The organism is Paraburkholderia yinzeri (genome assembly GCF_046581065.1).
GTDB lineage: Bacteria > Pseudomonadota > Gammaproteobacteria > Burkholderiales > Burkholderiaceae > Paraburkholderia.
The window spans coordinates 1,358,677-1,384,633 of record NZ_JBFOCJ010000001.1 but is presented as its reverse complement, the minus strand read 5'-3'; the positions used below and the strand labels follow the sequence as shown (position 1 = coordinate 1,384,633).

The window sequence follows — 25,957 nt, the reverse complement described above, 5'->3', positions numbered from 1 at the left end:
TACGGAAGCACCCTGCGAACAGGGCGTGCGCTTCAGTCGGAATTCTTGCTGTAGTTGGAATATGCTCCGTAACTTGTGCCACGCGCGGGTACGTCGGTGAGCAGCATTCCATCAACGCCAACACCTGCGCTAGCGAGCTGCCGCGTACATTCACGCAGCTCAGCGGCCGAGTGCTGGCCATGCCGCACAACCATCAACGTGGCACCCGCATGTTTGCCGATCACGACTGGATCTGTGACCGCCAGCACAGGGGGCGAATCGATAATGACCATGTCGTAGACTGATGCGAGTACCTTGAGCACGTCGCCAAGCCGATTACGGACGAGAAGTTCCGCCGGACGATCGGGTATCGAGCCTGCCATCATCGCATCGAGGTTCGGCAACACTTCACGATGAATGACATCCTTCGGGTCACGGCCGGTAAGCACGTCCGAAAGCCCAGGTTTGTTATTGATCGAAAAATACGAATGCACGTCGCCGCGCCGCATGTCAGCATCGATCAGCAAAATCCGTTTACCGGTCGCGGCCAATACTGCTGCGAGGTTCACCGAGACAAAGGATTTACCTACACCCGGGCGTGGGCCGGTCAACATAACGATGTTGTTTTCCGGCTTTAGCACACCAAACTGCATGGCCGTACGCAAGCTACGCAGGCCCTCCACAGCCACGTCGTCCGGATGCACTGCCGCCAGCACACCAGGTTTGGTCGGATTGCGGCGCACCGACTGACGAAGTGCCAACTCCTTGTTGCTGTGCGAAATGATCGCGTAGACCGGGATGTCAACGGCGTTCTCGATCTCTGCCGGGCTTTCCAACCCGCGGTTAACCATGCGGCGCCCGAGCGCGGCCGCGCACCCAAGTAACAAACCCAGGATGGCGGCTACGGGCAGTACGATAATCTTCAGCGGACGAACCGGTTCCTCCGGCACAACGGCGTAATCGACAGTGCGAACGTTGCCGAGCTGCCCCGCCTTCAGAACACGCAATTGCTCCGTGCTATCGAGCAATTTCATATAGAGATCGGTATTGACCTTCACATCGCGCATGAGACGCAGCGCTTGCTGCTCCGTTTCCGGCAAAGCGGTCACTTGCTGCTCGTACTGTCCTTGCTGTTGTTCCAGTCCAGCGATACGTGCGTCAATCGCGGCGACCATCGGATGCGATGCCGTATACTTCTGGACCAGATCCGCTCGCTGTTGTTGAAGCTCTATCAGCCGGGTTTTCGTATCAACAACCGTCTGCAGCAAAAGCTTGCCTTGCGCATCGAGATCAATTGCACCCGCTTTCGCTCGAAATGCGTTATAGCGTGCCTCGGATTGATCGAGGTCGGCGCGAAGCTGCGGTAATTGGTCACTGAGAAAATTCAACATCTGCTGCGCCTGCGCCGACTTCCGATCGACGTTACGTTGCACATAGATGCTCGCGATCGTGTTGACGATTGCTGTCACACGCATCGGATCCTCACCGTCGAGCTTCATTCCAATGATGCCCGACTGCTTTGTTACTTCCTCAATGTCAAGTTTCTTCTGCAGCCTGGCGACCGTCAGTTGCGTCGAGTATCGCTTCAGATCGAAACGTGTGCCCGGTCTCGCGAGCAACGACGTGACCTTGATTGCGACAGGACCATATTGAGTATTGCCAGTCGCAATCGCGCCAACGCGCCCTCGGAGTACCACGTGGTTGTCCGGGTCGGTCAACTCAAAGCTGTCTTCGCCCAGCGCTGTCAATCTGAATTTGTCTTCATACTGAGCCGGAGGCACATCGAACTGGCTAACGCCGATACGCTCACCTCCCCACGCGTAGTGCTTCAACCCCAATATTGGCGATAGCAGCTCGCTGCTGTAATGCGACCGGTAACGCGCAACGGAAGCCCCTATAAGCGGAAAATAATGTGGGCGTGCGTCGATATCAACGTGCAATCTCGTAGCCGTATCCGCAACGACCATTCGCGACCGAATCAATTCGATTTCAGCATCGGCAGTCGCCTTTGCCTGAAACAGCGATGCAAGATCACCAAGCTTGTCGTTGAGCGAACCCGATCCGGAATCATCATCCACCTGGATCAATGCATCCGCGCGATAAACCGGTGTACCGAGAAATGCATAGAGCGCGCCGATCGCGAACACAATCGCCGTAACGATCCCGATCAGCGTAGCGTTCTCCCGAAGTACACCGAACAACTCCGAGAGATCGATTTCATCATCACCTGCCGCGCCCGCCGCGGCGTTTTGCTTAAGAAGAGTCATTATTCAATGAACCTGCTGTCCTGCCAGAACGTCGCGCCAATGCGCGACGCCATGTTCGATCTGCGCAACCGCCAGATCGAACGTTGCGCGATGCCGCCGGTACGGGTCGACAATGTCGATGCCCTCATCCTCGATCAAACGAAATACTTTGCCGCGCGTGAAAGGCCACGCGGACTCGATCTGCTCCCGCTGCACCCTCGTCATCGTGAGAATCAGATCGGCTTCGCGAACCAGCTCATCCGTAAGAGACGTTGCCACGTGACCTTCGAGCCTGACTCCTCTGTCGCGCGCCAACTCGACCATGAGCGGATCCGCACCCTCGCCCACGAGCGCATGCGTGCCGGCGGAACTGATGCCAACGCCAGGCAGCGACTGCGCCAGCATCGCGGCCGCCAAAGGGCTACGGCAGATGTTGCCTTCGCAAACAACCAGAACGTTGTCGATCATTTCGCCACTAGGCCAGCGGTCAGTCCCGCGTTGATTGCCGGAATCAACAGCGTCAGCACGCGGTTGAAGCGGACCAGACCATTGCCGTCGACATAAACGACGTCTTTGGGCTGAAGATCGAATTCCTTCGCCACGAGCATGGCCACCGGCGATCGTCCGTCCAGATGGAAGACCTGCGGCTTGCCGTTCAACGCGCCGCGAATCACGAACATCTGCACCGCGTCCGCCGTCGACGAGTTCACGCTGCCCGCCTGGGCAATCGCATCGGCCAGCGTGATGCGACCCGTGCGTTTCGGGATGGCCAACATGGGCTTGTTGACTTCGCCCATCACATACACGTCGTTTTCGTCGCGTGCGACGACACGCAGCATGTCACCCGGCTTGAGATACAGCCGCGACGGACTGAGGCCGCTCGCCACCATGTCCGTCAGGTTGAGGCGGTAAGACGCGCCGCCGCGTACGAGCACGAGATCGCTCTGGTCAGCCGTGTCGGCAAAACCGCCAGCCCGCGAAATCGCTTCGTACAGCGACATCGGCACGTCGTTGACAGCGATCACACCGGGGTTGTGCACCTCGCCGTCGACATACACTTCGTGAGCGCGGTAGGAAGCCATGCGAACGGTCACCTGCGGCTTCACGAAATAGTGAGAGAGCGCCGCCGCCAGACGATGTTGCACTTCTTCCGGGCGAAGGCCCGCAACGTGCATCGTGCCTGCGTAGGGAAACGTCAGATCGCCCGACTGGTCGACAACAAAGCCTGAGAAAGGATCGCCGGGGCGCGTGGAGGACTGCGATTGCGTAGCGCCCACGGCCTGAGCGAGTTCGGGGTGATCCCACACTACGATCTGCAACACGTCGCCGGCCCCAATCGCGTAAGGCTGCGGAACAGGTGAAAGCAGGTCCATCTGCTGCTTCTGTTGCTCCAGGCGTGTTTCCTGAAGTTGCTTCACGTAAGCAACGTCGAGTTCTGTGATGGGCACTTCCGGCGTGGCGGAAGTCGCGTCCGCCACTGTCGTATCCGAACCGCCTGCTGCACCGGGCAAAGCCGATGTGGGGACACCCGGCGAAACCGGCATGCGCATGCCCGGGGCAACCGTGCAAGCGCCCAGCACCGTGCAAAGCGCGATAGCCAGGCTCGCGCCTGTGAGTCGCACGGGGACGTTAAACCGCACCGGGCGGCCTGCACTAGCACACGTTTTGTTTGATCGTTTCAGCACTTCTACTTTCCAGCCATTCAATAAGCGTTGCGGTGTATCAGTCCCTTGAACACCGTGGCGATTACGATGCGCATGTCGAGCCCGAAGGACCAGTTACTGAGGTAATAGAGATCGTGTTCGACACGCCCCTGCATCTTCTCCACGCGATCCGTTTCGCCACGAAAGCCGTTCACCTGCGCCCAGCCCGTAATGCCTGGCTTGATGCGATATCGGTGGATGTAGCCCTCGACGATGTTCTGATAAAGCGTGTCGTGCTCGATAGCGTGCGGCCTCGGTCCGACGACCGACATCTCGCCGCGGAGGACATTGAAGAACTGGGGCAGTTCGTCGAGGCTCGTGCGACGCAAAAATGCACCGACACGCGTAATGCGCGGGTCATTGCGCGTAGCCTGCTTGACGACGCCATGGGTCGTTTCATGCACGCGCATGCTGCGAAACTTGTAGATTTCGAACACTTTGCCGTTCGCGCCCTTGCGCTTCTGCGAGAAGAGCACCGGACCACGCGACGAAAGCTTCACGGCGATCGCGATGATCAAAAGCAGCGGTGAGATCGCCATCAATACAATCAATGCGAATGCGCGATCGAAGATATTCTTCGCAAGGAATGCGTCCGACGATAGCGGCGAACCCACGAGATTGATGGCCGACGTGCCGTCGAGGTCGATCATTTCGCCCTCGAAGAGCGCAAGCCCCCTCACGTCGGGAATGAAACGAATGTTGATCAGATCGTTGCGGAACAACTCGATGAATTCGAGTATCGTTTGCTGTTCCGTGAGCGGCAAGGCGAGCCACAACTCCTCTACCTGGTAGCGACGCACGTATTCCGCAAAACCGAAGCGGTCGCGAAAGGCAGGGATGGTGCCTGGTGCTGCGCCCGATTCCGGGCCGGTGTCGAAGATCGTCGAAACGAGGTAGGCCGAATCGGGCGCCGACCCGACCTTGCGTAGCAAATGCCGGCAATGGGCACCGCTGCCCACGATCGCGACCGCGCGCGTGCGGGCTCCCTGTTCCGTGCGCCGCAAGGTGAGCCAGCGTTCGAAGAACCGACAGACGACAAGGCCAAGTCCGGAAATGAGCGCCCAGCGCGCAAACCAGTTGCCGGCGGGACGATAGGGATCGAGCAGGACGATAACGAGCAGCATGGCAACGGCGAGCGCCGTGGTCCACGCCAGCGCAGGAATACAGACGCATCGCCAGAAGACCTGCCGGCGGGTGATTCGGTACAGGCCGAATACCGGGAACAGGAAAGCGGAAGTCAACAGCGCAAACGCAATCAGGGCGCTGTCATAGCCAGGCTGGCCGGCGCTCGCCTCGAGACGCAATGCAGCGGACGCACTGACGGCAATCACGACGACGTCCAGCAGGCGCGCCAGCGCGCCGCTACGACCTCGTGATGAGCCGGCATCGCGGTGAGCGGGCAAATGCATGGAGCTTTCCGGGGATGAATGGATAGCCGCATCGTTGCCGATACGGTCCGTCACAGCAGGCGCAGGCCTGCTGCGACTACTTGCCAAAGGTTCATTCGAAGGAGTTCCAGCCACGCGGTACATCGGTCAGAGATGAGAAATGAGAATGACGAGTAGGAATTACAAGAAGGCCGATAAACTGCCGGCACGTCGCCCATTCCTCTCTCCGTGAATTCGGAGACGCTTGCATGCGCATATGAGAACTGCCGTCATACCTGAAGGCGGGCATATCGGACACCATCTTTCACGCACGAGCCTTTATTGCCGAATCGCTTTATGGTTAATGACCGATGAAGTAATTCTCGTAGGCCGTCGCTTTTGCGTATATAGGATTAGTCCGATAACGACTCGCGCGAGGCAGCGCACACAGCCTTCACGCCATCTCGATATCAATTCATCACTCGGTGTGCCGCGGCCCGGATCCGCAGTCCGTTATCTGAAAAATGTCGACGCGAGTCTTTGTTTCGAAATATTTCGGTCCCGGATGGCGAGAGCGAAATGACCCGACGATGCGGACAAAATGGGAACTATTGTGCAGCCTGCGCAAGACGCAGATAGCCGCACTTATTTCCTCATAAAAAAGACAGAATTTTAAATTTCTGCAAATCGCCCGATATTGTTTTTTTATTTGTCGGACGCAATATCAATTTCAAATAAATCTTGACAGCCTTTCAAGACGGCATCGGATTTCTCCGACACCATCCGAGGCACATCCCTACTTCTTCTGGATGAACTCGATCTTGTACCCATCCGGATCGGTCACGAACGCGATCACCGTCGTTCCATGCTTCATCGGCCCGGCCTCGCGCACCACGGTGCCGCCCTGTTCCTTGATCTTCGCGCAAGCGGCATAGGCATCCTGCACTTCGACGGCCAGATGCCCGAACCCCGTGCCGAGGTCATAGGAAGGCGTATCCCAGTTGTGCGTGAGTTCGATCACCGTGCCGTCACGCTCGTCGGTATAGCCGACGAAGGCCAGCGTGAACTTGCCGTCGGGAAAATCTTCGCGGCGCAGCAGTTTCATGCCGAGCAGTTCGGTGTAGAACTTGATCGAGCGATCGAGGTCGCCGACCCGGATCATCGTGTGAAGGAGACGCATCGTGTACTCCATTTTGCCGTCGTCAAAAACGGGACTGTACCAAAATCCCCTGCGCCGTGCCGACGCCGGCAAGCGCGGCTGATTTGCTCTAGCATGAACGCCATCCCGAACTTGCCGGCCGGATCGGCAACGCGGCGGCAAATCAGGCAGTCAATCGATTCGAGGAGCGGACATGCGGATTCTGGTAGTGGGCGCAGGGGCAACCGGTGGTTACTTTGGCGGCAGGCTGGCCGCCGCCGGGCGCGACGTGACGTTTCTGGTCCGGCCGGCGCGCGCCGCGCAGCTACGCGAGGCCGGGCTCGTGATCCATAGCCCGCATGGCGATCTCCACTTGCGCGACGTAAAAACGATCACGCAGGACGTACTCGAGGCGGGAAACGCGCAGCCCTTCGACGTCGTGCTACTGAGCTGCAAGGCCTACGATCTCGACGGCGCCGTCGATTCCTTCGCCGCGGCGGTGGGTCCGTCCACGCTGATCCTGCCGCTCCTGAACGGCATGCGCCATCTCGACGTGCTGCAGGCGCGCTTCGGCACGCAGGCGGTACTGGGGGGCGTCTGCCTGATCGCTTCGACCCTCAACGCCCAGCGCGAGATCGTGCATCTGAACGACGCGCACGCGATCACCTTCGGCGAGCTGGGCGGCGGAATCTCCGCAGGCGTGCAGGCTGTCGCCGATATTTTCTCGAATGCCGGCTTCACCGTGAAGGCCAGCGAGCGGATCCTCCAGGAGATGTGGGAGAAGTGGGTATTCCTGGCCTCGCTCGCGGGTTCGACGTGTCTCATGCGCGCCCCGGTGGGCGTTATTCTCGCGACGCCCGACGGGGAAGCGATCGTCGAACGCCTGTTCGCCGAATGCCGCGCTATCGCCGCGGAGAACGGCCATGCGGTACGCGATGCGTTCGTTGAACGTTCGCGTTCGATGCTGTTCGCGGCCGGATCGCCGCTCACGGCGTCGATGCTGCGCGACGTCCAGAACGGTTCTCGCACGGAAGCCGATCACGTGCTCGGCGACCTGATCCAGCGCGGCGGCACGGCGCAAGCCGGCGACGCCCCCTCGGTGCTGCGCGTTACCTACAGCCATCTGAAGGCCTACGAGGCCCAGCGCAACGTCGCCAACTGAGAGGTTGACGGGGCAGCGCTCCCTGCCCGCGTCAGGGGTATCGGCGCTCCTTACAGACGGATTTGTTATCGTAACGATCCGCCTTACAGCCGTTCTCCGACTGACCGATGAGCACCCTTACCCTTCCCGCACGCCGCGCGCCAGACAGCCAGGCTGTGATCCTGATGGTCGTGCTCTGCGCGATCTGGGGCTTGCAGCAGGTTGCCATCAAGAGCGCCAATGTCGCGCTGCCGCCCGTGTTTCAGGCCGGGCTGCGCTCGGCGATCGCAACGGTGCTCGTATGGGTGTGGGCGAGCCGGCGCGGCACGCCGCTCTTTCGCGAAGACGACACGCTCGGCGCCGGTCTGCTCGCGGGCGTGCTGTTCGCCGGCGAATTCGTTTGCATTTTCCTCGGCCTCACGATGACGAGCGCCTCACGCATGGCCGTGTTCCTCTACACCGCGCCTTGCTTCACGGCCCTCGGTCTGCACTGGTTCACGCCGGGCGAACGGATGCGGCGCACGCAGTGGATCGGCATCACGGTGGCGTTCGCCGGCATGGCGCTCGCGTTTGCGGATGGTTTCGCGCGCAACGGCGCGGGGGACTTGCGCGCGACGCTGACCGGTCTTGCCGGCGACGCGCTCGGCGTACTCGGCGGCGCGCTGTGGGCCGCAACTACGGTGGTCGTGCGCAGCAGCACGCTCGCCCATATCAGTGCGAGCAAGACGCTCTTCTATCAACTGGCGGTGTCGGCAGTGGTATTGCTAGCACTCGCAGCAGGGCTCGGCCAGCTCGAAGTCCACACGGTCACACCGCTCGCCGTCGTGGCGCTCGGCTATCAGGCCATCGTCGTCGCGTTCGCGAGCTATCTCACCTGGTTCTGGCTGCTCACGCGCTATATGGCGTCCCGGCTTTCCGTATTCTCGTTTCTCACGCCGCTCTTCGGCGTGACGTTTGGCGTGCTGCTGCTCGGCGAGTCGTTCAGCGGCCGCTTCCTCCTCGCCGCCCTGCTCGTGCTGGCCGGCATCGCGCTGGTGAACGCGCCCGCCAAGGCGCAGGCGCGCTGACGGCGCGGCTCAGCCGCCCGTCTGCCCAGCCAGCCCCAGCGCCTGGGCAATGCGCACGTACTCCTCCACCGGCACCTCTTCCGCGCGGCGTGCCAGATCGAAGCCGAGTGCTTCGAAGTCCAGGCGGTCGCGATAGTCGCCAAGCGTGTTGCGCAACATCTTGCGCCGCTGCGAAAACGCAGCAGTCACGAGCTCGCCGAGAATCGAGCCGTCGACCTCGGGCAGTTCGTGCGGCGCGTACGGAATCATGCGGACGATCGCCGAATCGACCTTCGGCGGCGGCTGGAACGATTCGGGCGGAACGTCGATCAGCTTGTCGATGACGTAGCGGTACTGCAGCATCACGGTGAGGCGGCCGAACGCCTTGCTGCCGGGCTCCGCGACCATGCGCTCCACCACCTCGTTCTGCAGCATGAAGTGCTGATCGATCACGCAAGGGGCAAATGCCGCAAGGTGAAACAGCAGCGGGCTCGAAATGTTGTACGGCAGGTTGCCCACGATGCGCAGCGACGGTTTCTCGCCAGGCGCGGCGAGCGAGCTGAAATCGAAGGCGAGCGCGTCGCCCGCGTGCAGTTCGAGCAGCGCCCCGAACTTCTTCGTGAGGCGCGCGATCAGGTCGCGGTCGAGTTCGACGGCATGCAGCGGCGACTCCGGGGTCGCGAGACGTTCGATCAGCGGCTCGGTGAGCGCGCCGAGGCCCGGCCCGATCTCGACCATGCGCTCGCCTCGCTGCGGGCGGATCGTGTCGACGATCGAGTCGATCACGCCGGTATCGACAAGGAAGTTTTGACCGAAGCGCTTGCGCGCAAAGTGGCCCTGGTATTGTCTGCTGCTATTGGACATCGTCTTGAGTATCGGTCAGAGAGCGCGGCGGTGCCGCGCCATCGAAACAGCGGTATCGATCGCGGCGATCAGGCTGCCCGCGTCGGCACGGCCCGTGCCGGCGAGGTCGAGCGCGGTGCCATGATCGACCGAGGTACGAACGATCGGCAGGCCCAGCGTCACGTTGATGCCCTCGCCGAACGTCGCGTATTTCAGGACCGGCAGGCCCTGGTCATGGAACATGGCCAGCACGCAGTCGGCGTCTTTCAGGTAACGCGGCTGGAACAGCGTGTCGGCCGGATACGGGCCCCGTACGTCGATGCCCGAGTCCGCGGCAATCTTCAGCGCCGGCGTAATCGTTTCGATCTCCTCGCGCCCCAGGTAGCCGTTCTCGCCCGCGTGCGGATTGAGCCCCGTGACGAGGATGCGCGGCTGCGACACGCCGAAATGGCAACGCAGGTCATGATCGATGATGCGCACGGTCTCGACCAGCCCGTCGATCGTGAGGGCAGCGGAGACGTCCTTGAGCGGCAGATGGGTCGTGGCGAGCGCGACGCGCAGCGGCCGCGCGCCGGTTCCCGCCAGCATCATGACCACGCGCGGCGTGGCGGTGCGCTCGGCCAGGTATTCGGTATGGCCGGTGAACGGCACGCCGGCATCGTTGATGGTGCTCTTCTGCAGCGGTGCGGTAACGATGGCGTCGAATTCGTGCGCAAGCGCCCCGTCAATCGCCCGGTCTAGCAAACGCAGTACATAACGGCCGTTCGCGGCATCGAGCTTGCCCGGCTGGGCAGGCACGCCAAGCGGTACGTGTTCGACACGCACGCGGGAGCCGGCGTGTAGCGCGGCCCAATCGACGTTCACGGCACCCGCGCGCGCGGCGAGCAGGTCCGTGTCGCCGAGGACGACGAACCCGGCATCGGGCCAGTGGGCCGCCGCGCCGGCAAGCGCCGCCGCAGTCAGCTCCGGGCCGACGCCGGCGGGTTCGCCGGTGGTGATCGCGATGCGCAGCGGCCCCACCCCTCGCGGAGCCGGCAACGAGGATGCAGGGGCGTTCACGGCGCGTTTTCCTTTAGTTCTGCGGCGGCGTCATGCCGGGGATCTTGTAGTCGACGTAGGCGCCGTCGCGCAGCTCGCGCAGCCAGTCGGCATAGGCCTGTTCCGCCTTGCGCTGGCCGATGGCCTGGCGCGCGAGATCCATCTGCTGCGCAACCGAGCCTTCAGCGTCGCGGCGGCCCAGCACCTGGATCAGGTGATAGCCGTACTCGGTGCGCACCGGATCGCTGATCTGGCCGTCCTGCAGCGAGTTCATGGCGCGCTCGAATTCAGGCACCGTCTCGCCCGGGCTGATCCAGCCGAGATCGCCGCCCTGCGAGGCCGAGCCGTCCTGCGAGTAGGTGCGCGCGAACTTGGCGAAGTCGCCGCCCGCCAGCACCTCGCGCTTGATCTCCAGCAGCTTCTGGCGCGCTTCCGGCTCCGACATGCCCTCGCCAACGCGCAGCAGGATGTGGCGCACATGGGTCTGCACGAGCGTCGGCGCGGCGCCGGCGGTGCCCTGGCTCGTGCGGCGGTCAACGAGACGGACGATCTCGAAGCCGTCGTTGGTGCGGATCAGATCCGGATTGACTTCGCCCGGACGCAGCGTCGCGGCGGCGGTCACGAATTCCGGCGGCAGCTTCGACGGGTTCAGAAAGCCCATGTCGCCGCCCTTGCTCGCGTCAGGCGCCTGCGAGTCCGACTTGGCGAGCTTCGAGAACTTCTCGCCCGACTGCGCCTCCTTGAGCAGCGCGTCGGCCTTTGCCTTCGCGGCATCGATGTCGGTCTGCGACTCGTTCAGCGGCGCCTTGATGAAGATGTGCTCGAAGTGCAGATCGTTCTGCTGGCCCACGTTCGGCCCGCGCTGGCTCGCGATGTAGTTCGCGACTTCCGCGTCCGTAACCGAGATCTTGCTGTCCACTTCCTTCTCGCGCAGCTTCGAGAGCGTGAGTTCGGTGCGCGCGTCGCGCGTGAACGTGGTCCAGGGCACGCCTGCCGCCTCGATGCGGGAGCGGTAGGTGGCGAGGTCGAGGCCGTTGGCCTGCGCGAGGCGCTCGAGCGTGCGCTGCACGGCCGCGTCGTCGACGGTGATGCCGTCATCCTTCGCCTTCTGGAGCTGGATGCGTTCGAGCACCATCTGGTTGAGCACCTGGGCGCGCATCTGGTCCATCGGCGGCACCGGGGCGTTCTGCTGCTGCAGGCGGTGCACGATGAGGCCCACGCGATCATCGAGTTCGCGCTGCGTGATCACGCCGTCGTTGACGACGGCGGCGATCGTGTCCACGGTTTGCCCGGGATTGGCGGGCAGACCCTGCGCTTGCGCCGGTGCGGCCGGCATGAGACCCGCTATGGCGAGGAAACTCGCAGCAAACGCTGCCAGGCGAAGCTTTTTCATGATTCCCACAGATACTCCAATGTTGGCGGGCAGCTTCGCCCGTCTCTATGCACCGACCCCGCGCTGCCTCGCGCGCCTTCCGTTTCCGGAAAAGCGCGACGGATCACGCGTTATTGATAATCCGAGAAGCGCGACTGCGGCGGCGGCATCGCGGGCAGCGGCGTATAGCCCGCTACGCCGGCCTGGAACGCCGCTGTCAGCCCGTTGTCGACCTTCGTCAGTCCCTTCAGCGTCAACTGCGCCATGAACCGCGTCCCCGAAGTCTGGGCGCCCGCTGAATTGACCCCGTCCGAATAACGCTGCAAACCGACGCCGAGCGTCCAGCAGTCGGCGTCGTACTGGAGACCGACGAGACCGTCGACCAGGGCGTGGCCAACCAGATCGTAGTTGATGCGGCCCACGGCGTACACCCGGTGCGAGAACGGCCATTGCGCCGAAATCAGAAGCTGGTTGATCGGCGTGTAGTCGAGCGTGGTGTTCGCGCGCGTGTAGCGGTACGCGATATTCAGCACGCGGCCGGGGCCGGCGCTGTATCCGAAACCGACGCTCGCCTTCGTGAGCTGATTATTGTCGGCATTATATTGGAACGCCGTTTCCGAAGCGAAACCGCCCCCGATCTTCAGCGCCGCACCGGCGATCAGATCGGAGTGCGTCGCTTCCGCCGACGTCTCGCCCGGCAGAAGCGTCACGCGCTGATCCTGGAAGTAGTACTGCTGCGCAATCACGAAGCGCGCGCGCTCGTCGCCGGTCGCCGGATCGATGAAACGCGTGGTGAGCGCGGCGGTAATACGGTTCGCGTCGGCAATGCGGTCGTCGCCGACGAACGTGTTCGGCGTGAAGATCTCCGCGAGCCCGAAGTCGGACTCGGCCGTGTCGAAAAGGGGCGCGAACTCCTGGTTCCGGTACGGCGTGTACACGTAGTACAGGCGCGGCTCCAGCGTCTGGATGTAGTCGCTGCCGAACAGGTGGACATTGCGCTCGAACACGAGCCCCGAGTCGAAGCTGAAGGTGGGCACCTGCTCGGTGAAGTCCTTCGGCTGCCCGACGGGCGAGCCCGAGCCGATTTCGCTCAGGTCGTACGACGCGAAGTGCCACTGCACCTTCGGCGTGACGAAGTAGCCCGGCCCGACCACCGAGTACGACAGGTACGGGCTGAAGGTGATGCGATCGCCTTCGGTCGAGTCCGGGGTCGTGATGGTGAAACGCGAGTAGTCGGCGGTCGCGCCAAAGTCGAAGCCATCGACGTTGTACTTGTTGTACTTGATGTTCAGCTCGGGCTCGCGGCCGTACGGCGCCGTGGACGGCGCGAGCGTCTGCCAGTTCTGGACACGCGCGAGCACCGACCATGGCCCGTTGTTGTACGTGAGGCCGGCTTCCTGCTGGTACAGCAACTGCGTGCCGTTCAGGAACTGGCTGGCCGGCGACGCCAGGTCTTCCGGATACTGGCTGTCCGAGACCTTGTTGTAGTAGATGTATCCGCCGAACCCGTCGCCGAAGTTCTGGTTGTGCTGGATGAACAGCGCGTAGCGGTTCGTGTGCGTCTGCGAATCGTCCGGCAGGAACGTGCCGGTCATGGTCCCCGAATAGTTCGGCGTGAGATACCGGAAATTCGCCGTCGTAAACAGGCCGCGCTTGGACATCAACTCCGGCGTGACCGTCGCGTCGTAGTTCGGCGCGATGTTGAAGTAGTACGGGACCGCGATGTCATAGCCGTTCGTCGAGTCGATCGAGAACGTCGGCGGCAAAAAGCCGCTGCGGCGGTCGCCCGAGAGCGGGAACGAGAGCCACGGGCTCGCGAAAATCGGGATGTTCTGAAAGTACAGGACGCTGTTGTGCGCCACGCCTTCGTCGGCGCCGGTGTCGAAGTCGAACTCGCTGCCCTTGATGTACCACGAAGGGTTAGTCGAGCACTGGCACGCCGTATAGGTGCCGTTCGTGAGCACCGAACGCTCGTTGTCGAGCAGGTCCGCGCGCTCCGCGGTGCCGGAGCCGCCTGTCAGCGTGAAGTGATACTTTGCCGCCGGCATGAAGCCTTCGTTCGCTTCGACCTTCAGGTGCCCTTCGGGTCCCGCAAAGGTCGTGCCGTCCTGCGACACCACGACGTGGCCGTACGCATCGGCGATATCGGTGTCTTCGTCGTAGTGCAGCGCGTCGCCCTTGACCGAGTTGCTGCCCTGGCGCAGCTCCGCCGCGCCCTTGGCCGCGAGGTCGGTGTCCGTGGTGCCCGTGGTCGAGTCGCCGAGCACGAACGTGGCCGGATGCTGGCCCGGCACAGGGGGAAGGTCTTCGAGCTGCGGCGCAAGGCGCAGGCTCCACGGACCGTCTAGCTGCTCGGGCTGGGCGGCCGCACCCGACAGTTGGGCGTGCGAAATCGCGGGCATCAAGCCCGGCACGGCCACGAGCGCCGCGATGAGCCGCCGCTTGCCCGGCACGCCGTCGTCACTTCTGGAGATCGTCTGGAAAAGCTTTCTGGGCGGCATGTATGGTTTTGGCGAATCGGCCCGGCCATCAGCCCCCGGTCAGGGACACCCGCTTCTCGCGCGGGCCCCGGCTCAGACCGGGCGCACAGCGGATAGCCTTTCATCGGACGATGAAGGCGGCAAGCGTACCGTCATGCGGGCTTTGGCGCGAGTCGCGTCAAAAAAGTCGTGGGGTATTATATGGCAAGACGTTGATCCACTGATTCTGCTCCCGGTTTTCATGACTCCAACCGCCGTGCCCCGCGTGGCCGATACGCGCCTCGACCTCCTTGCCAGTTGGCTCGCCTCCCATGCGCAACGCTACGCGCTCGATCTCGCCACGCTCGCTCCGGCTTCCGCCGACGCGAGCTTCCGGCGCTACTTCCGTATCGGCAGCGCCGGGGAGCACGGGGCGACGCTGATCGCCGTGGACGCGCCTCCGCCCGAGAAATGCCGGGAGTTCGTGCAGGTCGACGAACTGCTCGCCAGCGCGGGCGTGCACGTGCCGCGCGTGCTGGAGGCCGATTTCGACGCCGGTTTCATGCTCGTGACCGACCTCGGCACCGCCCCCTACCTGAAGGCGCTGCAGGACGCCGGCCCCGGCCCGCGCTCCCGCGAGCTGATGCGCGACGCGCTCGACGCGCTCGTGCGCTGGCAGCTCGCCTCGCGCGAAGGCGTGCTGCCGCCGTTCGACGAAGCTTTCCTGCGCCGCGAGATGGAACTGATGCCGGAGTGGTACCTGCAGCGCCACCTGGGGCGCGAGGTGGACGCGGCCACGCGCGGCGTGCTCGACCGCACCTTTGCGCTGCTCGTCGAAAACGCGCTCAAGCAGCCGCAGGTCTTCATGCTGCGCGATTTCATGCCGCGCAACCTGATGATCGCGAGCCCGAACCCGGGCGTGCTCGACTTCCAGGACGCCGTGTCCGGCCCGATCACCTACGACGTGGCTTCGCTGCTGCGCGACGCGTTCATCGGCTGGGACGAAGAGTTCGAACTGGACTGCTTTGTGCACTACTGGGAATGCGCGAAAAAGGCTGGCCTGCCGGTGAACGCCGACTTCGGCGAGTTCTACCGCCAGCTCGAATGGACGGGCCTGCAGCGGCATATCAAGGTGCTGGGCCTTTTTTGCCGGATCAACTATCGCGACGGCAAGCCGCACTACATGGGCGACCTGCCGCGTTTCCTCGGCTACGCGAGCAAGGTTGCACACCGCTACCGGCCGCTCGCGCCGTTCGCGCGGCTCATCGACGAGCTGCGGGGCACGGCCGCCGAAGCCGGCTACACCTTCTGAGCCCCCCATCCCGACCCATGACGAGGCCGAATCCATGAGCCGCGACCGCTTCGAGCGCACGGCGATGATCTTCGCCGCCGGGCGCGGCGAGCGCATGCGCCCGCTGACCGACGCCTGTCCCAAACCGCTCCTGCCCGCGGGCGGCAAGCCGCTGATCGTCTGGCAGATCGAGCGGCTCGCCGCGGCGGGCTATACGAATATCGTGATCAATCATGCCTGGCTGGGCGAGCGCATCGAAGCGGCGCTCGGCGACGGTGCGCGCTTTGGGGTCGCGCTGCGCTATTCGCCCGAGCCGCAGGCGCTGGAAACCGCTGGCGGCATCGCGCAAGCGCTGCCGCTGCTGGAAACGCACGGCGAGCCGGCCGTGTTTGTGGGCGTAGCCGGCGACATCTTCAGCGATTACGATTTCGCGCGCCTCGATACGCATGCCGAAGCACTCGCCGCGAGAGCCGAGCCGGGCATGCATCTCGTCATGGTGCCGAACCCGCCATTCCACCCGAACGGCGATTTCGTGCTGGGCGAAGACGGCGTACTCGCTCCCGACGGCGCACCCCGCCGCACGTTCGGCAGCATTGGGCTCTACGACACGCGGATGTTCCGCGACCTCGCCCCCGGAACGAAGCGCGCGCTCACGCCGTACTATCGCGAAACGATCGGACAGGGCCGCGCCACCGGCGAGCTCTACGAGGGTCGATGGGAAAACGTCGGGACGCCGGAGCAGCTCGCGGCGCTCGACGAAGCCCTGCGCGCCTGAGCCTCCGCGTGCCGGCCCCAGGCGGCGAGATTCGTCCTCCACCCGTCACTTGCCGCCCGCCGCCTCCTCGATTTGCGCGTCCGGCTGCGCCGCGCGCTGCTGCTGGAGCGCCCACATCTGTGCGTAGTGACCACCTGCGGCCAGCAGCGCTGCGTGGGTGCCGCGCTCGACGATGCGCCCGTGGTCCATCACGATGATCTGCTGGGCGTGCACCACCGTCGAAAGCCGATGCGCGATCACGAGCGTCGTGCGATCGCGTGCGATGTGGTCGAGCTCCTGCTGGATCGCGCGTTCGGAACGCGAGTCGAGCGCCGAGGTCGCCTCGTCGAACAACAGGATCGGCGGGTTCTTCAGCAACGTGCGTGCGATCGCCACGCGCTGCTTCTCGCCGCCCGAGAGCTTCAGCCCGCGCTCGCCCACCGGCGTGTCGTACCCCTTCGGCAGGCTCTCGATAAACGCGTGAATATGCGCCGCGCGCGCCGCCGCGATCACTTCGTCGCGGCTCGCCGTGGGCCGCCCGTAAGCAATGTTGTAGTAGATCGAGTCGTTGAAGAGCACCGTGTCCTGCGGCACGATGCCGATCGAGGCGCGCAGCGAGTCCTGCGTCACGTCGCGGATATCCTGTCCGTCGATCGTGATCGCGCCGCCCGTCTTGCGGTCGAGGTCGTAGAAGCGGAACAGGAGGCGCGAGAGCGTCGACTTGCCCGAGCCGCTGTGCCCCACCACCGCCGTGGTCGTGCCCGCCGCGATCGTAAAGCTCACGTCGTGCAGGATCTGCCGCGCCGGCTCGTACGCAAAGTTCACGTGCGAAAAGCGCACCTCGCCGCCGCGCACCGCCAGCGCCGGCGCGCCCGGCTCGTCGGCCACCTCGCGCGAGACCGTGAGCAGCGTGAACATGCGGTCCATGTCGGTGAGGCTCTGCTTGAGTTCGCGATACACCACGCCAAGGAAATTCAGCGGAATGTAGAGCTGCAGCATGAACGTGTTGATGAGCACGAGGTCGCCGAGCGTAAGCCGCCCCGCCATCACGCCCTGGGTCGCGCGCCAGAGGATGAACACGAGCCCTGTGCCGATGATGGCCTGTTGCCCGAAATTCAGCGCGGAAAGCGAATGCTGGGACTGGATCGCGGCGGCGCGGTAGCGATGCAGGTTCTCGTCGTAGCGCTTCGTCTCCCATTCCTCGTTGCCGAAGTACTTCACGGTCTCGTAGTTGATCAGCGAATCGATCGCCCGCGAGTTGGCGCGCGAGTCGAGTTCGTTCATCGTGCGGCGGAAATGCGTGCGCCACTCGGTCACCTTCACGGTGAACACGATGTACGCCGCCAGCGCGACGAGCGTGACGATCGCGTAGTACGCCTCATATTTCACGGCGAAAAAGCCGAGCACGAGCCCGACTTCCACCAGCGTCGGCAGGATGCTGTAGAGCGAGTACGAGATGAGCTGCGTGATGCCGCGCGTCCCGCGTTCGATGTCGCGCGACATGCCGCCCGTCTGCCGGTCCAGGTGAAAGCGCAGCGAGAGTTCGTGCAGATGCCGGAACACCTTGAGCGCGAGCTGGCGCACGGCGCTTTCGGTCACCTTCGAAAAGAGGATTTCGCGCAGCTCGGTGAAGAGCGAGGTCGAGAGCCGCACGACCGCGTACGCCACCACGAGCAGCCCGATGCCGCCCACAAGCACGATGCCGGGCGCGTGCTCGGCGCGGCCTAGCGCCGCGAGGTGGCGCACGGAAGCGAGGCCGTCGACGATGTGCTTCATCACGATCGGCACGCCGAGGTTCGCGACCTTCGCGCCGATCAGGCAGGTGAGCGCGAACCCCACGCGCCACTTGTAGGCGGTGAGATAGGGCAGCAGCGAGACGATGGTCTGCCAGTCGTTGCGCGGCCCGGTGGCGGGCAGCGGCGGTTCGTTCGAGGCGGGAAAGCGGCGCATGGCGGCAGCGGGAAACCGCGTGGTGTATTCGGGACTTTGGGCGACGGGATCGGCGCGAACGCCCCGCGACGGCCGGCCTGGGCCTCGCTTTCCCGTACAATTCGTGATTACCGTATTGTCGCAGAAGGCGCCCGGCGCCGCTCATCGCCGCCTTGCCGCGCCGGCCGCGACATTCCCCCTCCTTTTCGTGAACTTTCGTGGACCTTCGTGGACGACCGATGACCAACGCCCTCCCGCTTCCAGAAAAACCGCCCGCGCTGCGCGTCGTGCCGCAGCCCTCGGACGCGAACGTCCACGGCGACGTGTTCGGCGGCTGGATCATGTCGCAGGTGGACATTGCCGGCTCGATTCCGGCGAGCCGGCGCGCGAACGGCCGCGTCGCCACCGTCGCCGTGAACTCGTTTCTGTTCAAGCAGCCGGTGTTCGTCGGCGATCTGCTGAGCTTCTACGCCGAGATCGTCAAGACCGGGACGACCTCGGTGACCGTCGAGGTCGAGGTGTACGCCCAGCGCATGCGTCTCGCCGACGAAGTCGTCAAGGTGACGGAAGCGACCCTCACCTACGTCGCCACCGGCAACGACCGCCGGCCGCGTCCGCTGCCGCCGATCGCCACCTGATCCGGGCCCGGGCCCCGGGCGCGGACGTCCCCCGCCCGTTCAGGCCATCCAGGCCGTCCCGGCCCCTTCTTCGTACGCAATGCTCGCGCCAAGCAGCGTCGCGACCTCCTCGCCGGGCAGCGGCGGCGCGAAAAAGAAGCCCTGCATTTCATCGCAGGCGCGCTCGCGCAGGAATGCGTACTGCGACGACGTCTCCACGCCCTCCGCCACCACCAGCAACTGCAATTCGTGCGCGAGCGCGATGATCGCCGCCGTGATGGTTTCGTCGTCGCCGCCCGAGCCGATATCCGCCACGAACGAGCGGTCGATCTTGAGCCGGTCCACCGGCAGCCGCTTCAGGTAGCTCAGGCTCGAATAGCCGGTGCCGAAGTCGTCCACCGAAAGCCCGATGCCTAGCGCGTGCAGCTCGTTGAGCATCGACACCGCCTCTTCGGCGTTGCGCATGAGCGTGCTCTCGGTGAGTTCGAGATCGAGCCAGCAGGCTTCGAGACCGGTTTGCGCGAGTACCTCGGTCACGAGCTGCGCGATATTGCGCTGATTGAACACGCGCGCCGACAGGTTCACCGAGACGCGCACCGCCGGCAGCCCCGCGCGCTGCCAGGCGTGGTTCTGGCGGCAGGCCTCGCGCAGCACCCAGTCGGAAAGCGAGCCGATCAGCCCGCTTTCCTCGGCGACAGGAATGAACTGCGAGGGCGGCACGACCCCGGTTTCCGGGTCGTGCCAGCGCACGAGCGCCTCCATGCCCACGATACGCCCCGTTCCCACCTCCACCTGCGGCTGGTAGTGCAGCCGGAACTCGCCGTCGCGCAGCGCGCGGCGCAGGCGCCGTTCGAGGTTCATGCGCGCGCCCACGCTCGCGTTCATCTCCGGTTCGAAGAACTGGAAGGTGTTGCGCCCCATGTCCTTGGCGCGGTACATCGCGACATCGGCCTTCTTGAGCAGCGTCTCGGCGTCGCCGCCGTCCTGCGGAAAAAGGCTCGCACCCATGCTGCAACCCACGTAGAGCTCAGTGCCGTCGAGCCACACGGGTTCCGAGATCATGGCCCGCGCCCGCTCCATCCAGTTGATCAGCGATTTTTCGTCGAGGGTGTCGGTCAGCACGATCACGAACTCGTCGCCGCCGTGGCGCGCAACCGTGTCGCTCGTGCGCGTGCAGCGCGCGAGCCGCTCGGCCACGACGCGCAGCAGCCGGTCGCCCACACTGTGGCCGAGGCTGTCGTTTACATTCTTGAAGCCGTCGAGGTCGATGAACACCACGGCCACGCCGCGCTCGTGCCGGTGCGCGGTGACGAGCGCCTGCTGCAGGCGGTCGCGCAGCAGATTGCGGTTCGGCAGCAGCGTGAGGCTGTCGTAGTTCGCCTGATATTCGAGCTGCTCCTGGTAGCGGATCAGCGCGGTGACGTCGTTGATGATGCCGATGTGATGCGTCGTCCGGCCTTCCAGGTCGGGCACCGGCGCGATCAGCAACTGGTTCCAGAAGAGCCCGCCGTCCCTGCGGTAATTGCGCAGCACGGCGCTCACCTCGCGGTTCGCGGCCAGCGCCTCGCGGATCGCGACAAGCCCGTCCTGGTCGCGGTCGTCGCGCTGCAGCAGACGGCTATCGAGCCCGATCACCTCGGCCGGGTCGTAGCCCGTGATCCGCCCGAACGCCGGGTTCACATATTCGATCAGGTTGCTGCCGCCCGGCCCCGGCGCCGTGATGAGAATCGCGTTCACGCAGGCGTCGAGCGCACGGCTTTGCAGGCGCAGCGCGAGGTCGGCGCGCTTGCGCTCGGTCGTGTCCGTGAACGAGCCCAGCACGCCGATTACGCGGCCGTCGCCGTCCAGCATCGGCAGCCTGCTCGTGAGCGCGGTCTTGTGCACGCCGCCGACCGTCATGTCCTCTTCGAAATTGATGTTCGGCAGCCCCGATTCGAGCACCTCGCGGTCCTGTGCCCGCATGAGCGCGGCGTAGGATCGCCACGGCAGATCCTCGTCGGTCTTGCCGATGATCTGCTCGGGATACGCGAGCCCCGCGTCGCGCGCGAACGTCATGTTGCAGCCCAGATACCGCGATTCGGCGTCCTTCCAGAAAATGCGCTGCGGAATGTTGTCGATCACCGTTTCGAGCATCTGGTTCGAGCGCTGCGCCTCTGCCTCGGCGAGGATCTGCTCGGTCACGTCGTCGGCGTGCACGAAGACGGCGGCGCGGCCGAGAAACGTCAGCGCATGGTGCGCAATGTTGGCGCTGATCGTCGAGCCGTTGCGGCGGCGGTGATGCCAGACGCCGGCCATCGTGCGCACGTTCGGCGTGAGCGTGTCCGTGCGCGCGAGGTATTGATCGAGACGCGCGACGTCCTCGTGCGCACGGATGTCGCGGATCGTCATCGTGAGGAACTCTTCCTCGCGGTAGCCATACTGCTGGACCGCCGCCGCGTTGACGGCGAGAAAGCCCAGGGTCTCGCGGTCGAATACGTACATCGGCACCGGATGGGCGTCGAACAGCCCCTGGAACCCCTCGCTGATGACACGCGTGCCGTGCAGCTTTTCGCGGGCCGCGCTTTCGCGCGCGCCGAAGGTGTAGAGCAGCAGCGTCGCCCCGGCGAGCATCGTCACGATCAGGAGGATCGAGGCGCGGCTCGACGAGCGCGACGATTCGCTGAGCGCGGCCGACAGCGCCAGGTCCTGCGCGCCCTGCAGCGCCGAGAGCCGGGCGTCGAGCCGGTCTACGCTCGCGTCGAGGCGGATGTATTCGGTGGTGGCCCAGGTGGCGGCGTCGGGGGCCAGCGCTGCGAGCGGTGAGGTAGCCGTGGACGCGGGCGTGGCGGCGCCGGCAGGCGGCGCCACCGCTCCAGTGACGTTGGCCTGCGCTCGCGCGTCGGCGACCCGCTGCTCGACGCGCGCAAAGGTGCCGTCGACATCGCGCGCCAGCTCCAGCGCATCGAGCGCCACGGTGTCGAACCGGCCGCCCAGTGCGGGGGTGCCGGCCAGCTCGGCGCTCACGGAACGCGCTGCCTGCTCGAGCGTCGCGGCGCGCCGCGCACGCGTGTCCGCCGGCTCGGTCTCGCCCGTCGATTCGTAGCGGCCGAACGCGGCAAGACCGCCGCCCAGCGCCCCGCGAAAACGATCGAGATCGTGCCTCACGCGCGCCGCCTGGGCAGCCCGGGCGTCGATCTCGCGTTGCGCGCCGATCTGCGTCCAGGCGACGAACGCATTGGCCCCGACGGCTGCCGCAACGACCGCCAGATTAATGAGCTGGCGTCTTGGAAAGAGAAGGTTCATTGTGTGCCGAACGTCGTTCGTCCCCCGCTCGATACGCGCGGAACGAAGGAAAACGACCTGCGTGCGAATGGCTGGCGTCTGCTGCGCCAAACCGGATAACGGCACACATCGGCAAGGCTTGAGGAAAAAAGGGGAAAAAACCGACGATTAGAGGAGAACCCAAGGGGAAGAACCCAAGGCGGGAAGCGCCTAAAGCGGCGCCGCCAGTCCGAACTCATGCATGGCCGGCACGAAGTCGTGGTTGCTCTCGGGCTTGCGCGCGAGCTTGGCGAGCACGTACCGCTGGAACGGCGCAAGCCGCGACCAGGCGTCGAGGTCCGGCACCGCGAGACCCGCCAGCGCTGCCTGGTGCCCTATGCCGTCCGGTATCGCACTCGCGTCGCGCCAGGCCGGCGCCGCGTCGGGCTCGAACCATTCGGGCTCGACATTGGCATGCGTGCGCAGCATCTCGAAGAGCGCGTGGTCGAAGTTCGGCTCGATTTCGACGTCCTCGTCCACCGGAAAGCGCGCGAGAAGGCGCCGGTCTTCCCACGGCAGCAGTTGCCATTGGGAGAGCGAGATGCGCAGCCCGAAACGATCCAGATTGAAGCGCACGCACATGGGAATGAAGGTGAGGTTTTCCGACGATTCGACCTCGAACCCGAAGAGGAGCGGAGCTTCGTTCAAAGACATGGCAGTATCCTCGCTTGGCGGGCGCGAGCGGGAGACGCCCGCCTGAGGTATTTTAGAACCTTCCGCGCGGCGCGCGAGCCGCGCCGCACAAGGCTGCATGGAGCATCACTCTTGAACCCACTGGAAACCGAAGGCCAGCCCGGCGCCGTCGAACTGCGCGTACACCGGCACCGCGGCGGCACGGTCGAAACGACCGTGGACCGCGTCGGCCAGGAATGGCCCGTCGCGCTCGTGTTCAACGGCATCTCGCACGCGGTGATGATGTGCACGCCGTGCGATCTGGAAGCGTTTGCGGTGGGTTTTGCGATTTCGGAAGGGATCGTCGGCCGCAACGCCGACATTCAGGACATCGAGGTCTACCTGCGCGAGGACTCGGACCTGCCCCACGCCGAAGTCCATCTCACAGTCGTCCAGCAGGCGTTCGCCGGCCTCAAGGAGAAGCGCCGCGCGCTCGCCGGGCGCACCGGCTGTGGCGTGTGCGGGATCGAGAGCATCGACCTGCTCGACCTCGAGCCCGAACAAGTTCCGGATACGGGTTTCATGAGCCGCCTCGCTCCCGAAGCGATTGCGCGCGCCGCGCGCGAGCTGCCGCAGCATCAGGCGCTCACGAAGCTCACCGGCGGCCTGCACGCGGCCGCGTGGTGCGATGCCGAGGGGGCTATCCTCCATGCGTTCGAGGACGTCGGCCGCCACAACGCGCTAGACAAGCTGATCGGCCAGCTTGTGCTCGAGCGCGCCGATACGCAGCAGGGCTTCGTGTTCCTGTCGAGTCGCGCGAGCTACGAGCTCGTGCGCAAGGCGGCGCGCGTGGGGATTCCGATGGTCGCGACGATCTCCGCGCCGTCCTCGCTCGCGATTGCCATTGCGAAGCGCGCCGGACTGCGGCTCGTGAGCTTCTGCCGCGAGTCGGGTTACGTGGACTACGAAACGGCCTGAGAAGGCAACGGCCCCGCCGAAACAGGCCCGGCGAGGCCTCGCATGTCAGTCGAACTGGCGGAAATCGGGCTTGCGCTTCTGCAGGAACGCCGTGAACGCCTCGCGCGCCTCGGGCGCGAGCAGCATCTTGCCGAAGTGCACGCCCTCCTCGCTCATACGCGTCTTGATCTCGTGCTCGCTCGTCTGTTTCATGAGCGCCTTCGTCACACGCAGCGACGCGGCCGGCAGCGCCGCGAGCTTCGCCATCTGCCCCGCCACGAACGCGTCGAGCTCGGCGGCCGGCAGCACGCGGTTCACGATGCCCATGCGGTGGGCCTCCGCGGCGTCGAAGGCCTCGCCGAGCAGCAGCTTCTCCGCCGCGGCCTGGTAGCCGGCAATGCGCGGCAGGAGCAGCGACGAAGCCGCTTCAGGGCACAGCCCGAGCTGCGCGAACGGCACGGCGAAGCGCGCGTTATCGGCGGCATAGACCATGTCGCAATGCAGCAGGAGCGTCGTGCCCACGCCGATCGCGGGACCGGCCACGGCCGCGACGAGCGGCTTCGTCGCGCTCGAAATGGCGTCGAGGAAGCGCATGACGGGCGATTCGCCGCCGGTGGGCGGCGTCTTCAGGAAGTCTTCGATGTCGTTGCCGGCGGTGAAGACCTCTGCATGTCCGCGGAGCAGCACCGCGCGCACGGCGGTGTCGGCGTGCGCGTCCTTGAGCGCGTCGAACATGGCCTGGTACATCGGCGGCGTGAGCGCGTTCTTGCGCTCGGGCCGGTTGATGGTGATCGTCAGCACGCCGTTGTCGCGGGCGATCAGGATTTCGTTGCTCATTGTCTTGTCTCCAATCTGTCCGACTAACCTTTCGTCGATACGAAAAACGGCCCGCAGACCGCGAGGCCTGCGAACCGTGTCGTTGATGCGCCTGTCATCGGGGCGCCCGGACTGCTTACAGCCGCTCGATGATGCCCGCGGCACCCATGCCGGTGCCGACGCACATCGTCACCATGCCGTATTTCAGGTTGCGGCGGCGCAAACCGTGCACGACCGTCGAAGCGCGGATCGCACCCGTCGCGCCAAGCGGGTGGCCCAACGCGATCGCACCGCCCAGCGGGTTGATCTTCGAAGGATCGAGGCCGAGATCCTGAATCACCGCCAGCGACTGCGCGGCAAATGCCTCGTTCAGCTCGATCCAGTCGAGGTCGTCCTGCTTCAGGCCCGCGGCCTTCAGCGCGGCCGGAATCGCTTCCTTTGGGCCGATGCCCATGATCTCCGGCGGCACGCCGCGCACCGCGAAGCTCACGAAGCGCGCGAGCGGCGTGAGGTTGAACTGCTTGAGCATCTTCTCGGAAACAACGATCAGCGCACCTGCGCCGTCCGAGGTCTGCGAGCTGTTGCCCGCCGTCACCGAACCCTTGTTCGCGAATACGGGGCGCAGCTTGCCGAGGCCTTCGAGCGAGGTGTCCGCACGCGGACCTTCGTCGAGCGCCATCAGGCGCTCCTTCACCTTCACTTCGCCCGAGGCGAGGTCCGGGAAGCGTTCGACGATCGTGTACGGCGCGATCTCGTCGTTGAACTCGCCGGCCTGCTGCGCGGCGAGCGCGCGGCGGTGCGATTCCACGGCGAACGCGTCCTGCGCCTCGCGGCTCACCTTCCAGCGTTCCGCGACCTTCTCGGCCGTGAGACCCATGCCGTAGGCAATGCCGATGTTCTCGTTCGAGTCGAAGATATGCGGCGACATCGAGGGCTTGTTGCCCATCATCGGCACCATGCTCATCGACTCGCAGCCGCCCGCGATCATCGCGTCGGATTCGCCGACGCGGATGCGGTCCGCCGCCATCGCAAGCGCGGTGAGGCCCGAGGCGCAGAAGCGGTTGACGGTCACGCCGCCCACCGTGTTCGGCAGGCCCGCGAGCAACGCGCCGATGCGTGCCACGTTCAGGCCCTGCTCCGCTTCGGGAATCGCGCAGCCGATGATGGCGTCTTCGATCACACGGGTGTCGAGACCCGGCACCTGCGCCACCGCCGACTTGATGGCGTGGACGAGCAGCTCGTCCGGGCGGGTGTTCTTGAACGCGCCGCGCGGCGCCTTGCCGATGGGCGTGCGGCTCGCGGCGACGATGTAGGCGTCCTGCAACTGTTTGCTCATCTGATACTCCAGT

At 64.8% G+C, this 25,957-nt stretch carries 20 protein-coding genes; 6 read left to right on the top strand and 14 right to left on the bottom strand.

Annotated features, from left to right (window positions below; genetic code table 11):
• Window positions 1–32: 32 nt before the first annotated feature.
• The 5 genes from WJ542_RS06635 to gloA form a co-directional block, all read right to left on the bottom strand.
• The gene (locus tag WJ542_RS06635) at window positions 33–2,246 is read right to left on the bottom strand and encodes a polysaccharide biosynthesis tyrosine autokinase (protein WP_411188516.1); all 2,214 of its coding nucleotides are present in this window, start codon (window positions 2,244–2,246) and stop codon (window positions 33–35) included.
• Between the two features lie 3 nt (window positions 2,247–2,249).
• On the bottom strand, window positions 2,250–2,693 hold the full coding sequence (locus WJ542_RS06630; RefSeq protein ID WP_411188515.1) for a low molecular weight protein-tyrosine-phosphatase: 444 nt from the start codon (window positions 2,691–2,693) through the stop codon (window positions 2,250–2,252).
• Window positions 2,690–3,847, bottom strand: a complete 1,158-nt coding sequence (locus tag WJ542_RS06625) for a polysaccharide biosynthesis/export family protein (RefSeq protein WP_462849551.1) — start codon at window positions 3,845–3,847, stop codon at window positions 2,690–2,692. The genes WJ542_RS06630 and WJ542_RS06625 overlap by 4 nt, the downstream gene beginning before the upstream one ends.
• Before the next feature lie 80 nt (window positions 3,848–3,927).
• The gene (locus tag WJ542_RS06620) at window positions 3,928–5,337 is read right to left on the bottom strand and encodes an undecaprenyl-phosphate glucose phosphotransferase (RefSeq protein WP_411188514.1); all 1,410 of its coding nucleotides are present in this window, start codon (window positions 5,335–5,337) and stop codon (window positions 3,928–3,930) included.
• Between the two features lie 754 nt (window positions 5,338–6,091).
• Window positions 6,092–6,475, bottom strand: a complete 384-nt coding sequence (gene gloA, locus WJ542_RS06615) for a lactoylglutathione lyase (RefSeq protein ID WP_411188513.1) — start codon at window positions 6,473–6,475, stop codon at window positions 6,092–6,094.
• 172 nt (window positions 6,476–6,647) lie between these two features.
• Between gloA and panE the strand changes: the two genes are divergently transcribed.
• Complete coding sequence (gene panE, locus WJ542_RS06610) at window positions 6,648–7,595, top strand: 2-dehydropantoate 2-reductase (RefSeq protein WP_411188512.1); 948 nt, start codon at window positions 6,648–6,650, stop codon at window positions 7,593–7,595.
• Between the two features lie 107 nt (window positions 7,596–7,702).
• Complete coding sequence (locus WJ542_RS06605; protein ID WP_411188511.1) at window positions 7,703–8,641, top strand: DMT family transporter; 939 nt, start codon at window positions 7,703–7,705, stop codon at window positions 8,639–8,641.
• Window positions 8,642–8,650: 9 nt separating this feature from the next.
• Here the strand turns inward: WJ542_RS06605 and rsmA are convergent, their stop codons facing one another.
• The 4 genes from rsmA to WJ542_RS06585 all read right to left on the bottom strand — a co-directional run bounded on the left by rsmA (window position 8,651) and on the right by WJ542_RS06585 (window position 14,374).
• Window positions 8,651–9,484, bottom strand: a complete 834-nt coding sequence (rsmA, locus tag WJ542_RS06600) for a 16S rRNA (adenine(1518)-N(6)/adenine(1519)-N(6))-dimethyltransferase RsmA (protein WP_411188510.1) — start codon at window positions 9,482–9,484, stop codon at window positions 8,651–8,653.
• 15 nt (window positions 9,485–9,499) lie between these two features.
• The gene (gene pdxA, locus WJ542_RS06595; protein WP_411188509.1) at window positions 9,500–10,522 is read right to left on the bottom strand and encodes a 4-hydroxythreonine-4-phosphate dehydrogenase PdxA; all 1,023 of its coding nucleotides are present in this window, start codon (window positions 10,520–10,522) and stop codon (window positions 9,500–9,502) included.
• A gap of 13 nt (window positions 10,523–10,535) precedes the next feature.
• Window positions 10,536–11,894 carry a peptidylprolyl isomerase gene (locus WJ542_RS06590; protein ID WP_487007202.1) on the bottom strand — a complete coding sequence of 453 codons (1,359 nt, stop codon included), beginning with the start codon at window positions 11,892–11,894 and terminating at the stop codon, window positions 10,536–10,538.
• A 110-nt stretch (window positions 11,895–12,004) separates the two neighbouring features.
• Window positions 12,005–14,374, bottom strand: a complete 2,370-nt coding sequence (locus WJ542_RS06585; protein ID WP_411188507.1) for an LPS-assembly protein LptD — start codon at window positions 14,372–14,374, stop codon at window positions 12,005–12,007.
• Between the two features lie 220 nt (window positions 14,375–14,594).
• On the opposite strand from WJ542_RS06585, the gene WJ542_RS06580 reads away from it, so the two are divergent.
• Together WJ542_RS06580 and murU are read left to right on the top strand one after the other, a co-directional pair.
• Entirely contained in the window at window positions 14,595–15,644 is a 1,050-nt protein-coding gene (locus WJ542_RS06580; RefSeq protein ID WP_411188506.1) for an aminoglycoside phosphotransferase family protein, read from the top strand.
• A gap of 64 nt (window positions 15,645–15,708) precedes the next feature.
• Window positions 15,709–16,398: an N-acetylmuramate alpha-1-phosphate uridylyltransferase MurU gene (murU, locus tag WJ542_RS06575; protein ID WP_411190494.1), complete on the top strand. Its 690-nt coding sequence runs from the start codon at window positions 15,709–15,711 to the stop codon at window positions 16,396–16,398.
• A 45-nt stretch (window positions 16,399–16,443) separates the two neighbouring features.
• On the opposite strand, the gene WJ542_RS06570 is transcribed toward murU, so the two are convergent.
• Complete coding sequence (locus WJ542_RS06570) at window positions 16,444–18,327, bottom strand: ABCB family ABC transporter ATP-binding protein/permease (protein WP_411188505.1); 1,884 nt, start codon at window positions 18,325–18,327, stop codon at window positions 16,444–16,446.
• 218 nt (window positions 18,328–18,545) lie between these two features.
• On the opposite strand from WJ542_RS06570, the gene WJ542_RS06565 reads away from it, so the two are divergent.
• Window positions 18,546–18,944, top strand: coding sequence for an acyl-CoA thioesterase (locus WJ542_RS06565; RefSeq protein ID WP_411188504.1), 399 nt, complete (start codon window positions 18,546–18,548; stop codon window positions 18,942–18,944).
• Window positions 18,945–18,983: 39 nt separating this feature from the next.
• On the opposite strand, the gene WJ542_RS06560 is transcribed toward WJ542_RS06565, so the two are convergent.
• Both WJ542_RS06560 and WJ542_RS06555 read right to left on the bottom strand, forming a co-directional pair.
• Window positions 18,984–22,205 (bottom strand): sensor domain-containing protein, encoded by a 3,222-nt coding sequence (locus WJ542_RS06560; RefSeq protein ID WP_411188503.1) that lies wholly within the window; start codon window positions 22,203–22,205, stop codon window positions 18,984–18,986.
• A 189-nt stretch (window positions 22,206–22,394) separates the two neighbouring features.
• A complete protein-coding gene (locus tag WJ542_RS06555) occupies window positions 22,395–22,877 on the bottom strand; it encodes a nitrate reductase associated protein (RefSeq protein WP_411188502.1) in 483 nt (160 codons plus the stop codon).
• 111 nt (window positions 22,878–22,988) lie between these two features.
• Here WJ542_RS06555 and fdhD point away from each other — a divergent pair, with 111 nt between their 5' ends.
• A complete protein-coding gene (gene fdhD / locus WJ542_RS06550; RefSeq protein ID WP_411188501.1) occupies window positions 22,989–23,813 on the top strand; it encodes a formate dehydrogenase accessory sulfurtransferase FdhD in 825 nt (274 codons plus the stop codon).
• Between the two features lie 45 nt (window positions 23,814–23,858).
• On the opposite strand, the gene WJ542_RS06545 is transcribed toward fdhD, so the two are convergent.
• Window positions 23,859–24,629 (bottom strand): enoyl-CoA hydratase, encoded by a 771-nt coding sequence (locus WJ542_RS06545; protein ID WP_411188500.1) that lies wholly within the window; start codon window positions 24,627–24,629, stop codon window positions 23,859–23,861.
• A gap of 115 nt (window positions 24,630–24,744) precedes the next feature.
• Window positions 24,745–25,944: an acetyl-CoA C-acyltransferase gene (locus tag WJ542_RS06540; RefSeq protein ID WP_411188499.1), complete on the bottom strand. Its 1,200-nt coding sequence runs from the start codon at window positions 25,942–25,944 to the stop codon at window positions 24,745–24,747.
• Window positions 25,945–25,957: the final 13 nt, after the last annotated feature.